10 protein-coding genes are annotated in these 13,459 nt (G+C 50.0%); 4 read left to right on the plus strand and 6 right to left on the minus strand.

Annotation, left to right across the window (positions count from 1 at the left end; genetic code table 11):
* The coding region (locus ACFS7Z_RS24895) for a hypothetical protein (RefSeq protein ID WP_377491319.1) at window positions 1–767 on the plus strand (767 nt) is incomplete at its 5' end.
* 277 nt (window positions 768–1,044) lie between these two features.
* Here the strand turns inward: ACFS7Z_RS24895 and ACFS7Z_RS24900 are convergent.
* Window positions 1,045–1,371: a cupin domain-containing protein gene (locus ACFS7Z_RS24900; protein WP_377491322.1), complete on the minus strand. Its 327-nt coding sequence runs from the start codon at window positions 1,369–1,371 to the stop codon at window positions 1,045–1,047.
* Between the two features lie 238 nt (window positions 1,372–1,609).
* Complete coding sequence (locus ACFS7Z_RS24905; protein ID WP_377491325.1) at window positions 1,610–3,145, minus strand: IS1182 family transposase; 1,536 nt, start codon at window positions 3,143–3,145, stop codon at window positions 1,610–1,612.
* A 183-nt stretch (window positions 3,146–3,328) separates the two neighbouring features.
* Here ACFS7Z_RS24905 and ACFS7Z_RS24910 point away from each other — a divergent pair, with 183 nt between their 5' ends.
* The 3 genes from ACFS7Z_RS24910 (at window position 3,329) to ACFS7Z_RS24920 (ending at window position 5,911) form a co-directional block, all read left to right on the plus strand.
* A complete protein-coding gene (locus ACFS7Z_RS24910) occupies window positions 3,329–4,402 on the plus strand; it encodes a PAS domain-containing sensor histidine kinase (protein WP_377491328.1) in 1,074 nt (357 codons plus the stop codon).
* 11 nt (window positions 4,403–4,413) lie between these two features.
* Window positions 4,414–4,809 carry a response regulator gene (locus tag ACFS7Z_RS24915; protein WP_377491331.1) on the plus strand — a complete coding sequence of 132 codons (396 nt, stop codon included), beginning with the start codon at window positions 4,414–4,416 and terminating at the stop codon, window positions 4,807–4,809.
* Window positions 4,810–5,575: 766 nt separating this feature from the next.
* Complete coding sequence (locus ACFS7Z_RS24920) at window positions 5,576–5,911, plus strand: hypothetical protein (protein WP_377491334.1); 336 nt, start codon at window positions 5,576–5,578, stop codon at window positions 5,909–5,911.
* A 178-nt stretch (window positions 5,912–6,089) separates the two neighbouring features.
* Here the strand turns inward: ACFS7Z_RS24920 and ACFS7Z_RS24925 are convergent, their stop codons facing one another.
* From ACFS7Z_RS24925 to ACFS7Z_RS24940, 4 genes are all read right to left on the minus strand, one after another.
* Entirely contained in the window at window positions 6,090–7,502 is a 1,413-nt protein-coding gene (locus ACFS7Z_RS24925; protein WP_377491337.1) for an FAD-binding oxidoreductase, read from the minus strand.
* A 443-nt stretch (window positions 7,503–7,945) separates the two neighbouring features.
* Window positions 7,946–10,432, minus strand: a complete 2,487-nt coding sequence (gene recD2, locus ACFS7Z_RS24930) for an SF1B family DNA helicase RecD2 (protein ID WP_377491340.1) — start codon at window positions 10,430–10,432, stop codon at window positions 7,946–7,948.
* 376 nt (window positions 10,433–10,808) lie between these two features.
* Window positions 10,809–12,269 (minus strand): GmrSD restriction endonuclease domain-containing protein, encoded by a 1,461-nt coding sequence (locus tag ACFS7Z_RS24935; RefSeq protein WP_377491343.1) that lies wholly within the window; start codon window positions 12,267–12,269, stop codon window positions 10,809–10,811.
* 804 nt (window positions 12,270–13,073) lie between these two features.
* A complete protein-coding gene (locus ACFS7Z_RS24940) occupies window positions 13,074–13,298 on the minus strand; it encodes a hypothetical protein (protein WP_377491346.1) in 225 nt (74 codons plus the stop codon).
* Window positions 13,299–13,459 lie beyond the last annotated feature (161 nt).

The raw sequence follows: 13,459 nt of genomic DNA on the forward strand, positions 1-13,459 counted from the left end.
CGGAGAATGCCGAGGCGACAGTGCAGCCCTATGCCTGGGGCTTCCGCAATGCCATAGGAATCGCATGGAACAGGGACAATGAGATGTTTATCGCGGTAAATGGTTATGACAATGCCGCCGGCAGGCCCATCAACGACTACCACGACGGCACCTACCGGGTGAGAGAAGGCGCCTGGTACGGCTGGCCTGACTTTGCGGCTAATTTCTCCCCTGTTACTGATGCCAGGTTCAAGCCTAACAGCTCCGCCATCCCGCCTACCTACAAAGGCAGGGAAAGAGTGGCAAAGGAACTGCACTTTCTCATTGACCATAAGGCGAGCGGGCTGGAGCAGCCAGACACATCACTGATTCTGGGGCTGCATGAAGTGAATTCCTCCCCCTCAAAGCCTGATGTGGCGCCTGAGGGCTGGGGGGACTATGCCGACCACCTCTTTGTGCCGGAGTACGGGGACTTCCAGTGGATCACCAACCCCTTGAGGGACAAGTTCGCAGGCAACCGCATTGTCCGGATGAAGACCAGCGGCAGCGGAGAGCACACTGTGCACGCCTTTATTCAGAACGAGAAGTCCGGTCCCGGTTCCCAGCAGGGCCGGCTAGGGGAGGGAATCGAAAGGCCGTACGATGTGAAGTTCGGTCCTGACGGGGCCATGTACATCGTTGACTTTGGCTCTCATAGAACAAGCCTGAAACGCATAGCGGAGGGGCATTTCCCGGTTGAGTTTGACAAGGGAACAGGCATGGTCTGGAGAGTAACAAAAGTAAAGTAAAAGCTGAACCTGTATTAACCAGATAAAAGGGAGCTGCTGTATCAAGTGATAAAGCAGCTCCCTTTTATCTGGGTCAGGGCAAAAGTGCCAGTATAAAAAATGCTGTTCCACTTGCCTGTACAGGCCATACTTGAACACCTTTAAATACCGCATCATGCAGCTTCCTGATTTACCGCACGTCATCCTGCCAACTGCAGGATAATGGTTTAGAGGAACTATAGTCACTGCCCAAGAGCCTTCAAGCAGGAAAGTTTCATACATCGCTTCCCATCTGCTTTTACCCTTTTGGAACGCTGCTGTTCCAAACCAGTATGGTACACCCGGTAGGGCTTGTAGCATTGTGCTCAGTGCCTGCAGGGTAGTAAAGATAGGAACCAGCTCCAAACTCTCTTCCTTCCTCAACCCCCGGATCCACATAGATGCCATCCATCACAAATACCTCATCGGGAACGGAGTGGGCGTGCTTGGGATACCCCTTGCCTGGTGCAATGCGCAAGAGCACGCGGTTCTCACCGGGGCGGGCCCGTAACACGATTTTTTCAACTCCTTCGCTGACGTTTTCCCAATGTGGTGCGGCGCCATCTGTATAATCTATATGAGACATGGTTGCTGATTTTATTTTCGACTACAAAAGTTAATGAGTCTTCCCTTATTCTACTTTCAAAGTCCTGGCTATTTCTTGTATTCTGTACGGGCTGCCATGAAGATAGTGACAGAACCTGTTTCAGGGAGGTTACATTAATTCACTCAACTTAATCAACCAAAGCCACATCTTGTACTCGTCCCAAGAAACGTGGGTGGCTGTTGCACGACTCAGCTTTTAGATGTCTTCCTTGCAGCCTTCATTCGGAATAAACCTGTAATGCTCCTCTCGTAGATTGTGGGTAAACTGCAGGGGTAAGGCAATAGCTGAAGATATGAGCATGTCGCTGCTCCCCTTCCATTGCTGTTGCCATGCTGACAGATTTCTTCGGAATATTCCTCATGTACTTTCTTATGTTGAAGGCAACGGCAGCCATGAGCATGACCTTATGAGCACCCGATTTCCCCAGCACGCCAATTCTGCTCAGGCCATAGTGGTGTACCAGGCTTCCGAAGACCGGCTCCACCGTGCTCTGGCGAAGCTTTTTCATTCGCTTGCCCCTCCTGCTTTGCTGCCGTGCGTATGCCCTCAGGTACTGCTCGTCGTAAGCTGTGCGGGTAATTTTCCTGCACCGGGCCTTGGGGGCACACGTGGGTTTGGAGGCGCACTGCCTGCAGTCCCCGGGCGCTGCCCAGTAGTTCTTCGTCAGCCTGCCATCTGGTGTATGGTCAAAGCCCTTGAAGGGGAGCGGCTTGCCCATGGGGCAGATGTAGCGGTCCTTCCCTTTGTCATAGGGAAAGCCCTCTATCTCGGGCTTGTACATCCCGAACACGGGACTCCAGCCTGTGATGCCCTGCTGCTCGAGCATGAAATAGTTGGAGCCGTTGGAGTAGCCAGTGTCAGCCAGCAACTCCTGCATGAGCAGCCCATTCTCCCTCAGCCTTCCTTGTACCCGCGTCACAAGGGGAGGCAGGTATTGGCTGTCCCTGCCGTCAGCAAAATCCGCCTGTACATGGCTTATCACACCTCTGGCTGTGTCCACAGCCATGCTGCAGTGGTAGTTGAGTTTCCTGGCTTTGCCGGGCTTGACGGAAATACGGTCATCGGGGTCATGCGGGGAGTAGTGGGTTTTGTTGCTGACCAGCTGTGCCTTCTCATGAGTTGAGCCTAATGAGGTGAATGTGCCCCTGATATTCTCCTGATGCTTCTCCAGCTTCCTGAGCTGATGCGCGGGAGCTGTGATAAGCTGTGCCGGCTTGCTCTGGCGCTTGCCTGCACCATGCTGAGCCGGGTGCAGATGCACTGACTCCTGGGGCTGCTTTAACAGCAGGCTGTCCATGGAGGCATTGGCCTTGACCGGGGCTGAATCGATCGCCTGCGTACTGCCCGACACCATGCCCGTTTCCACGCACAGGCTGAAGACCCTGTCAAAGAGTGACTCGAACAAGGCCTCGGGGTAAAGTTGGCGGGTGCGGGATACGGTGGAGTGCCAGGGCAGGGGCTCGTCAAGCTGATAATCCAGAAAGTACAAAAGGTCCAGGCGGAGGCTGCAGTGCTCGATGAGCTTTCTGTCCGAGGTGATGTTCTCCAGGTAGCCCACCAGGCAGAGCTTGAAGAACACCACCGGGTCAATGCTCTGCTGGCCACACTTACCGTAGTAGCCCCGCGTCAGCTCGGTGAGGAAGCTCAGGTCCAGCTGCTGTTTGAGCCGACGGTAAAAGTTGTGCTCCGGAACGTGCGCCGAGAGCGAGAAGAGCAGCTCCTTCTCATCCCTGAAATTCTTCCTTCCCTGCATAACTACAAGCAATAGGTCATTATCCTTTAACGGCTATCTTCAGCCGGTTGTGCAACAGCCACCCGCGTTTTATAAGAAAAGTTTGGCAACCTATATCAGGAAGAGACATTTATTTAGAAAAGTTTTAACTTTTGCTGCCAGGTTCCCGTTTTCGCTAATGCTTCATTACTAATAAGGATGTCTATGGAAAATGATTTCTCAAGCCCTGCAAGAGACATTCGGTTTCGTTCTTTATTCGAAACTACCCCTGAGCTGATTCTGTACCAGAACGAAGAGTCCACTATACTGGATGCTAACCCTGCCTTTCTCATGCTGGTCCAGGAACCAAAGGAAAATGTAATTAACCGCAACTACAATGAGTTTCTGTCAGAGGATGTTCAGCTCCTTTATGAAGAAAAACTTAAAGAAGCATTCACAGGCAAAACAGTTAGGTTTGACCTTTATACCCCTCAGGGGAATTCTGCTCCCCGACACTGGGATGTAGTAAAAATACCCGTGATGGAGAATGAAAAAGTGGTAGGGGTGCATATGATTGCAAGGGACATTACAGAAAAAATGCAGGCGCAGGAGGAAATACTGGAGAAAAACAAAGATTTACAGCAGTTCACTTATGTGGTCTCTCACAACCTGCGTAGCCCCCTGACCAATGCCTTAGGGTTAGTAGAAGTGCTGGAAATTTTAGACCCAGGCTCTTCTGACTTCGAAACTACGCTGACACACTTGGGAACCAGCCTTAGACAGCTTGATCAGGTTGTTCGTGATATAAATACAATTTTGTCAATACGCGACAAGGAAGGCCTTGTGCAAATTGAATCCGTTCCGCTAGCCCAAGTCGTTCAGCAAGTCGTTCAAAACTTTCAAGAAGCTCTTAATGAATGCGATGGAACTGTACGGGTGGACATTCCTGAGGGTATTCAGGTACTGGGCAACAGGGCCTATCTTTACAGCATATTCTCTAACCTACTGTCCAATGCGATAAAGTTCCGATCGGAGCAGCGGCCGTTGCAGGTAGATATAACTGTAGCAGTAAAGGACAGTCAAAATAAGGAGATTTCATTTGCAGATAATGGCTCAGGAATTGATCTTGACAAGGCAGGCACGGATATATTCAAGCTTTACAAACGGTTCCATCCACAACATTCCGGTCGTGGCCTGGGCTTGTATTTGGTCAAGGCTCATGTGGAGAGCCTGGGAGGTCAGATTGAAGTAAGCAGCAGGCCCAATGAAGGGACAATTTTTAAAATTTCACTACATTAACTCAGCTATTTGTGGATTTTGTAATAATTGATGATGAGCCAATTACTTTGTTTTTATACAAAAAGCTTTTCCAACTTGAAGGTCTTTCCGATAAAGTGATTGCCTTTGATAATCCTGAGGAAGCCCTGGCGTTTCTCCAACAACAAATATCTTCCGGCCAGGTGCCCCAAGTTATTTTCCTGGATTTGAAAATGCCTAGAATCTCAGGATGGGACCTTTTAGGGGCTCTCGAACCATATAAAGAACAACTACAAGCAAAATGCCTCATTTACCTGTTAACCTCATCGCTGGACCCTTCAGACATAGCGCGGGCAAAGGAGCATCCACTGGTGACAGAGCTAATTCACAAACCCCTTGATAGGCATATCATACATAAAGTTCAGAAAAATATGAGGGGAAGCCGCTGAGAACACCAGGTAGTTCAGGTTCTGTGGTAAATGAGAAATATACTCATTACAATTTTTACACCTGCAATTTTCTCGTCTGGTTCCTTCGGGTTGGTGATGTGCCGCGAGAGATATATCAGTTTCGGAAGGGCCATGTATGAGCCGCCCCTTCGTCTTGCTCACCTTCCTGACCTGGCGGTGAAATCCCTCGGCGGCGTTGGTGAACACAATTTCATGCCCGCCCTTCGCTGTCGCTTCTGGCTTCGCATGCAAGCGGCCGTTACAGACGTTCCAGTTGAACATAAGAGTCTTTTTAGGCTTGTAACACGCGTTATGGAACAAGAAAAGGCTCCCCGTGATGAGGAGCCTTTTCTTGTTTTAGGTATAGTAATCATTATGTTGAGCTTACATCTATGCAGAATAAACCATCACATCATCGTACAAGCAGACCCTCTTTAAAATTTCTGAACAAAGAGCTTGAAAGCCAACTCTCTTACCCATGCTATTTTACTGCTCTGTAATGAGTTGGGTTTTAACAAGCATACTTACAACAGTATATTAAAACTACTTATGCAGTATATTAAAACTACTTATAATCATTCTATGTTCTTTTTGCCTTTGTTCTGAACGATTCCCCAAAAGCTTTTGTGTTTACATCTCAACACACATCCTGCCATAGCTAAACTTACAATAAACAGACAAGGTGTATGTGTTTAACCGATTGATCAAAGCCTACCTGTACATAGCTTGTATCTGTGCGCTGGAAGTTGATGCAAACAAAGCAACGATGCCTAAAGTATTGCACATGCCTGATAGCGGTGGTACAAAGGAAATATTTAACATCATCATTGGAAAGCTTCATGCGACCGTAGCCATGCATAAGGCTACTTTCCCACAACTGGCTACCATAGAAAAGTTTCTGGACGTAACCCTGCCAGAAGCAGGCAGTGACGAAGTTTATCTGGAAAAGCTTGATGAAATCTGCTCAAGCCTTCACGAACTAAGTGTAAGCTCCTATATCATTCGCCACCTGCATCACAACGTGTGTGCAGACGTGGATGCAGTAAAGAACAACTCCTTTACATTCTATCAGGAAGAGTACTACATCATTCTGCCTAAGTAAATCTTGCATACGTCAGCTTTTATTCAGGTTGTAGATTGTTTACCTGTAAGATAATACAGTGTCTACTGCATTTTAGTCCATAACAAACATTATTAAACATAACAGACGTTATAGAACAAGATAGGCTCCCCGTGATGAGGAGCCTATCTTGTTCTAGCTGAAAAGCTATGTAAACTCATTATGCTAATATTCCTGGTTCCAAATAAGATTTGGGTAGGACATTGTTATTGAGACGGAAGAAGTTTGTCGGGTCATACTTCTGCTTTAACTGCGCTAACCTTTCATAATTAGCTCCAAAAGCTAGCTTAACCCGATCCGAGCCGTCATCTGCATCTAAGAAGTTTATCCCGGTGCCATTTGTAAACGACTCTGCCTCCTGCCAGAAAGAACGCGCCCAACTAATATGCTTGCTTGCCTCAGAAGGGTTTGTCCACTGTGCCACAATATCAAAGTGCCACTGTTCACCGCGATGAGCGAATGCAGTATCGGCAGGATCCACCTTGGCTGCAGCATCTTTCATGCAGTTGAGCAGAACTATTGAGTAGGGAGAAGTAACCTGGTTTGAATGCCTTACTATCATTTCCAGAAGGTCATCCTCAAGATGCGGAAGATAGCCCATTTTCGTATAGCGATGCATCCCATGCGGTACCGCAGCATCGAATATTTTCTGCATCTGCGTGTAAGGCATAGGGCCAATCATATCTGCGAGCGGAGTGTCAAACTCGCGCAAGGCTTTTATGTGCTGCTCACCTTCCTCCATGTCCCCTATCCATGCTACCACCACTGCTATCAAGGGTAGCCCTTCTGGGGAGGTTATGATCCCGACAGCAGAGCTAAGTTCTTCTGGAGTTTCCATAGAGTAGGTACGGTAGAAACGCAGCACATCCATTGCCTTGTCCATCGGATAAAGGATCATGCCCCCAAGGATTTGTGGCCCTACCGGATGCAACTGGTATTCAAAAGAAGTGACGACTCCAAAGTTACCCCCGCCGCCGCGCACTGCCCAGAAAAGGTCCTCATTTTCTGACTTGCTGGCCGTTAACATGCGGCCATCCGCTAAGACAATGTCGACAGACAGTAAATTATCGACAGTTAATCCGTACTTGTTCATCAACCATCCCTGGCCGCCACCAAGGGTCAGGCCAGCGATTCCTGTATGGGAAACAGTACCTCCTGTCGTTGCCAGTCCAAAAGCCTGCGTTTCATGGTCCAGATCACTTAGCAGAGCACCCGCCTCAGCCCGAGCCGTTCTTCTGGACAAGTCTACCCAAATGCTTCGCATGCTGGAAAGGTCAATCATCAATCCCGCGTCACATACAGATTTACCGGCAAAACTATGACCGCCGCCCTTTACAGAAACGATGAGATTATGCTCCCGAGCAAAGTTCACTGCCTGTATCACGTCGGAAGGACCTGCACACTTAACTATCAAAGCAGGATGTTTATCAATCATTCCATTCCAGACTGTACGGGCCTGGTCATATCCCACTTCTCCTGGTTGTAGAAGTGTGCCCCGAAGGCTAGCTTTTAGTGTTTCAATCGCCGAGTTCTCAATAGATGCTGGTGCTGGAGTGATAGTATTATTTTCCATAGTTAAAAAGGTTATGTGTCACACGTTCATTTTTTGCGGTAAATACTGTCTTATCAGAAGCATGTATCATGGCTTCTGCTGAAATCAGATGGTAGGACTGTTGCATCTTCTCTTTTTTGGTCAAAAAGCTGATACCCTCTAAGAAATGTGATGTATAGAAGCAATGGATGCTTAGTCAACAACTTCTGTTTTGAAGTTGCCTCAGGGGAGTGAGTACTATAGGGCGAACTGATAATGAAGATACTTCTTTGCTGGTTATTCTGCGACAATAATCTTCAAATTATCATTGCAAAAGCTATAAAATTTATTTAATAAATACAAAAAAATAATAGTGAAAATTTCTAGTTTCAGAAAGGGCCTTTACTTCATAACAGATTTTATGTTCAGTTCAGAGATTAATTAAACCTGTTGCTGTGCCGCCAAGGCCCAGGAGTGAGTGACTGTTACGCAACATCCTGCTTGAGTAAATAAGCCAGGGCTGTTTGCCGGGCGGCGGTGCTTTGCTTGTTCACCGCCAGTGCCAATGCCTTTCTAGTCCCCACGAACACAGCCAGCTTTTTTGCCCTGGTGATACCGGTGTAGACCAGGTTGCGGAACAGCATCCCGAAGTGCTGCGTGACCACAGGGATGATGACACTCTCAAACTCACTGCCCTGTGACTTGTGAATGGTGATGGCATAAGCCAGCTCCAGCTCCAGCAAGTGCTCCTTTGTGTACCTTACTTCCTTTACCTCCTTGCCTGCCCTGAAGCTTACCGACAGCTCCATCTCCTCGTTATCCACCTGAATGATGGAGCCGATGTCTCCGTTAAACACATTTAAGTCATAGTTGTTCCGCTTCTGAATCACCCGGTCCCCCTCCCGCAGCACCCTCCCCCCTATGAGTATTTGCGCTTTCCCTTCCCTTGCCGGGTTTATCCTCTCCTGGACCACCTTATTGAGGTTAGAGGTCCCCAGGCTGCCCTTGGTCATGGGGGATAGAATCTGTATCTCCGCCTCTTTGCCATGGTACCTGGGGATAATCGACTCATACAGCTTTTCGACCATTCCCACCGCAGAAAGGCCGTAATGCAGCGAAGACCAGGGGTGGATCCTCTGCAGGACTTCCTTCAGCTCCTCACTGTGCCTGCGGGCCTGCAGCAGAGCCGCCAGGTCCACATGGCTGAACTTGTCGGGGATAGACAGGCTGCTGCCTAGATGATAGGGGTCCGCTGCCGCTCCTTCCGTTGCACCCGCTGCGTTCCCGGCCGTCTCGGCTGTCATTCTCTTGACTTTGGAGATGAACCTGAGCTGCTCGCTTGTGGCTTCCTCTGAGTCGATAAATAGGCAGTCCTTCTTCTCCTGCCAGACAAGGGGCTTATGAAAGGGAGACTCTATCCTGGGTACCTCCCCGCTGTTTATCTGGTGGGCATAGGAGATGATGAGCGACTCCTGCGCCTGCCGGAACACTTTCGTCAGCTTCATACAGGGGACGACTCCCGAGGCAATCATGTCTTTGAGCACATTGCCCGCCCCTACGGCAGGGAGCTGGTCGGCGTCCCCTATCAGCACCAGTTGGCCGTCAGCAGGCACTGCCCGGAGCAGGGAGGCGGCCAGGTGCACGTCGAGCATCGAACACTCATCCACGATGAGTACATCCGTTTGCAGGGGCTCCTCCTCATTGCGCTTGAAGCCCCCTTTGGAAGGGTCCCACTCCAGCAGCCGGTGTATGGTCCTGGCCTCCACGCCGATGACCTCGTTCATGCGCTGGGCGGCCCTGCCGGTGGGGGCGGCCAGCATGACTCTCCTGGCCATGAACTGCAGCACGCCTACCAGGGCCCGGGTGGTGGTTGTTTTCCCGCAGCCCGGCCCCCCGGTGAGGATGGAGAGGCGCTGGGTGGCTATTTCCAGCACGCTCTGGCGCTGCTCCTGGCTGAGGTTAATCTGGTGTAGCTGGCAGAACACCTCCAGGTCCTGCAGCAGATGCTCACTGTTGCCCCTGGTTTGGCGGCTGGCCAGCTGCCTGACCTTGGTGGCGATGTACTGCTCATCATAGTAGAGGGAGTGGGCGTAAAAGCATTTCTGTGCCGTTCCCTCCTCATCGGGCAGCAGCCTGATTTTAAGCTCTCCCTTTCGCTCCATCTCAAAGAGGTTTATCTCAATGGCAGCGGCATCCATAAGGGACAGCAGTTCAGCCACCGCCTGCAGGATCTGCTCCTGGGTCAGGTAGCAATGCCCCTCCTCTCTTGCGTTCTGCAGCACATGCGCAATGGCTGCCTGTAGACGCTGTGTGGAGTCCTGCGCCAGCCCCAGGCTCAAAGCTACTTTGTCGGCAGAGAAGAAGCCGATGCCGTAGATGTCGGCGGCCAGGCGGTATGGGTTTGTCTTGACTATCTCAATGGCCTCATTGCCATAGGTCTTGTAGATTTTGACGGCAAACAGAGTGGAAATACCGTGGGACTGCAGAAACAGCATCACGTTCCTTATCTCCTGGTGCTCTACCCAGGCTTTGCTGATCATCTCCAGCTTGAGCTTGGCAATGCCCTCCACTTCGGTGAGCCTTTCGATACTGCTCTCAAAGACATCCAGCGTTTTGTCCCCGAAGTGCCTGACGATCCTCTTGGCTGTCACCGGGCCTACGCCTTTGATAAGGCCTGAGCCCAGGTACTTTTCCAGCGCGTTGGCTGTGGCTGGCTTCCTCTCAATGACCTTGGAGGCTTTGAACTGCATGCCATAGCTGGGGTGCGTGGTCCACTCGCCGTAAAAGTCAACGGTGGCCCCGGCGAACACCTTGGACTGGTGGACAATGACAGTGAGGTCCTCGTGGGGCCTTTGGAAGCTGTTTACCTTCAGCACTGAATAGCCGGTCTCCGCGCTATGGAAGGTGACGCGTTTGACGATGCCCGATAGCTTTTCCGGCTCGGCTGAAGTTTGTCTGTCAAGTGCCTGCATGTACAAGGATAGGTAAAGATAAAGATACACCCACAAAAGCAGGATTGGTAAAAAGGCAAAGTACCTTTTCTATAGAACTTTCACTAAATTCTGAAGCCTGATCAGGTGGCTGTTTAGCTCTGCCGCCGCTCCTACATTAGCCGTTTCGTACAGAGGCGCTGATGGATATCTTCTACCATGCAATCTATTTTGCGGATGCGCTTCAATTTAAGCTTTCCACCTGCGTAAAAAAACAGCATCATGCTCGTGGGCCTTCCCAAGCATGATGCTATTTAACAGTTGTGGTTAGGCTCCCTTATAGCCCGACGTAGTGGATAAAGCCCTAAAGTTAAGCTTCCTACGGCTTTAGTATTATACAGGAGCAGTATTGGGGGTCTTATTTTGTAGTTTGACTCCCTTTCTCCCTGTTAAAATACCTTAGCACCAGTTGTGCATTCTCCAGGGTTGTTGGTCCACCGTCTTTCCAGCTTATCTTATGGTCTACCTCTGCATCATCGATGCTAAGGATCTTTTGCCCGGATATAGCGCAGTAAGGGTGCTGTTTGAACAGGGCTTCCTTGACGCTGTTCGGGAAGACCCTTTTTTGGGGAGCGCCCGGGCCTACGATTGCCGCAAGGGTATCGAACCATATCCTGAACCTCTTCTGAAGGACACTCTTGTTGTCTATCTTGTGCTCGATTGCATCTATGAACTCACCGTTTTTCACCATCAGGTCCATCATCGCCTCCCGGATTTCGTCTGCCTTCGACATCACCTGGTGCTTTGTGTAGTAAGCGAACCCGCACATCTGCAGGTCAAAGAGCGCGGTGTTGAACTTCCTGGACCAAGCGTGATGATGATCCGGCGCATGCGTCGCTATATACCTCCTGAAGGCGTTATTCCCAAAGACAGCTTTAACCAAGCCCAGACAGTGCTTAAAGGACTTTCTGAATTCAGCAGCCTTATCGAGAGCCAGATACCTGTTGTCCCGCAACTCCTTGTTCAGGAACAGTTTCATTGGCGGACCATAGTTCATGTAAGTCTTCTCTGTCAGGGACAGAAAGCGCAATATGAGGCCCCGGTCCTTCATCCTCTTTCTGTATCCTTCCTGCTGCAGTAGTTCATGCAGAGTTTTATTGTTGCTCAGCTCCTTCAGTAAATCAACGTATGGGCCACGGTAGATAGCGTTCCTTATTTCATCATCGTTCAGGCCAGTTACTCCTGTGTTATAGCGCTCGAAAATATCAAACTTTATCTCCTCGTTTGATTCTTTATTGAAGGTGATTGTATGCAGCGTGGCGTTCTTGATTTTCCGCTGCTGGCGTTTATCAAGCTGTTCAAAGCCCAGCTTGTTTATATCCGTAAGTACCTTCAGTCCGGATAGCCTGAAAACAGTGTCATCCGGAAACTTGCCGTTCAGGAAGGAGATAAGGGATGTAAGCCGTTGCTGTCCGTCAATCACGCTGAACGTTCCGTCCTGCTCCTCCGACAGGAATACGGCAGGAATCGGGATATCCAATAACAGGGACTCTACTAAGCGGCTGGCTACTTGCCGGGTCACCACAAAATTCCTTTGGTAGAAAGGTTGCAGGATAAGGTCCTGCTCATGGTGCAGCATAGACAGCTCCCTGACTGTAATGTCCTTAGACTGTGAGATTACATTTCTCCTGGAGGGCTCTGTTTCTGTTTCCTCGCTATCATCCTCATCAGAGCCGGTTTTAGGTGTGACTACGTTAGGCTCTGCCTGAGACTTACAGGCTAGCACCTTAGAAGCAGCATTTGGTAGTGTAACCTCACCTGAGTTGTTCGATAGTGGAAGTTGGAGGTTAAGTTGTTGGCTTTTGGTGGTTTTCTTCATGTTGTTTAGAAATGTTTAAATGTTAAAGATTAAAATGATGAAAGCAGTGCCACACCTGGGATTGGCACGATTAACTGTTGCGGATGTATTTTCTAGCGCATGATTTTTCTGCCAAACCAATCGCAGTACTGTGGTGGTGATTCACGCCTGGAGAAGTTGACCATTTGAATCCATTGCAAACTAACCACCTGCTCAGCAAGCAAATTCAAGCAGTGCATGTTGCAGATGTTATGATGGGGTAGTGATTTAAAGTGGTTACCGGCGGCTGTTTCCCGGCTCTATTCTGCGCCTCCTCCTTATTAGCCTTCCCTCCAGCTGCATGCGGTGCCTCTGGATTACGTCCGGCCTGCGGGAAGCCTCCTAGACTGCCTTTCCGCCGGCCGCATCATGCCGCCTGCCCTCCTATTTTGCCGTCAGGATTTCCACTCAAGGCACGCCGGCTGACACCCGGACCGCCAGATCAAGCTCAGCTTCCCAAGCCGAATCTACCTACGGCTTGCCGTCAGTTGGGCAACAATGTAAACCTTAGGCTATTCATCAATAGTAAAGTCCGGAACGGCCGCCCTTATTTCGGAAGGAGGCCCACTCCTGAATTCCTTCTGCGGGTTAGCCGGGGGTGACGCCCGACCTGCTCATGTCTTTAGCCGACAGGATTAACGGCACATTGGCCTTTCCTATTTATTCTTACTTGGGGGCTCGAAATGGGGAGCAAGACCACCGTATCGTGCGGCTTTAGAGGGAGGGACGGCGTCCGGTATGCTTGCCTGTAAAACGGGACTCATGCCTGAAGAATATGGGACTTTATCAGAAGTTGAGACGAGGAGGACGGGAGTCGGAGAGTAAGGAGTCGGTGAGGTTATGACCGGCAACCCTTGGCTCAATCGTGCTCTTGTCCGCCAGTTCTGTCCGGGAGAACTTCCGGGGGCGAGCCTGGGCACCACTAATATGGGAAGGAGCATAAAAAAGGACTGGCGGCTGCCTGTCCTCATCAAATCCAACCGACTTCGAATAAACCGATGCCTCGGTCATAGCCTGCGGGGAATGGCTGCAAAAGGCAGCCCCCTTAGAATAGCATTCCGGTCTGGGTTACCAAGGCCTCTGTCAGGCCGGGTAAAGTTTAGTCTGAGTCGCCGACACTCCGTTCGCTCCGGAAGTGAGACTGTTTAAAATTCCCGATCGCATGGGGGGGT

The organism is Pontibacter toksunensis, assembly GCF_042686245.1.
Lineage (GTDB): Bacteria > Bacteroidota > Bacteroidia > Cytophagales > Hymenobacteraceae > Pontibacter > Pontibacter toksunensis.

What these genes read in the sequence shown, in the direction of transcription:
- ACFS7Z_RS24940 (WP_377491346.1), bottom strand. Translation starts at nt 13,298, where the DNA reads ATGACCGAGGCATCGGTTTATTCGAAGTCGGTTGGATTTGATGAGGAC.
- ACFS7Z_RS24925 (WP_377491337.1), bottom strand. Translation starts at nt 7,502, where the DNA reads ATGGAAAATAATACTATCACTCCAGCACCAGCATCTATTGAGAACTCG.
- recD2 (WP_377491340.1), bottom strand. Translation starts at nt 10,432, where the DNA reads ATGCAGGCACTTGACAGACAAACTTCAGCCGAGCCGGAAAAGCTATCG.
- ACFS7Z_RS24935 (WP_377491343.1), bottom strand. Translation starts at nt 12,269, where the DNA reads ATGAAGAAAACCACCAAAAGCCAACAACTTAACCTCCAACTTCCACTA.
- ACFS7Z_RS24900 (WP_377491322.1), bottom strand. Translation starts at nt 1,371, where the DNA reads ATGTCTCATATAGATTATACAGATGGCGCCGCACCACATTGGGAAAAC.
- ACFS7Z_RS24905 (WP_377491325.1), bottom strand. Translation starts at nt 3,145, where the DNA reads ATGCAGGGAAGGAAGAATTTCAGGGATGAGAAGGAGCTGCTCTTCTCG.
- ACFS7Z_RS24920 (WP_377491334.1), top strand. Translation starts at nt 5,576, where the DNA reads ATGCCTAAAGTATTGCACATGCCTGATAGCGGTGGTACAAAGGAAATA.
- ACFS7Z_RS24910 (WP_377491328.1), top strand. Translation starts at nt 3,329, where the DNA reads ATGGAAAATGATTTCTCAAGCCCTGCAAGAGACATTCGGTTTCGTTCT.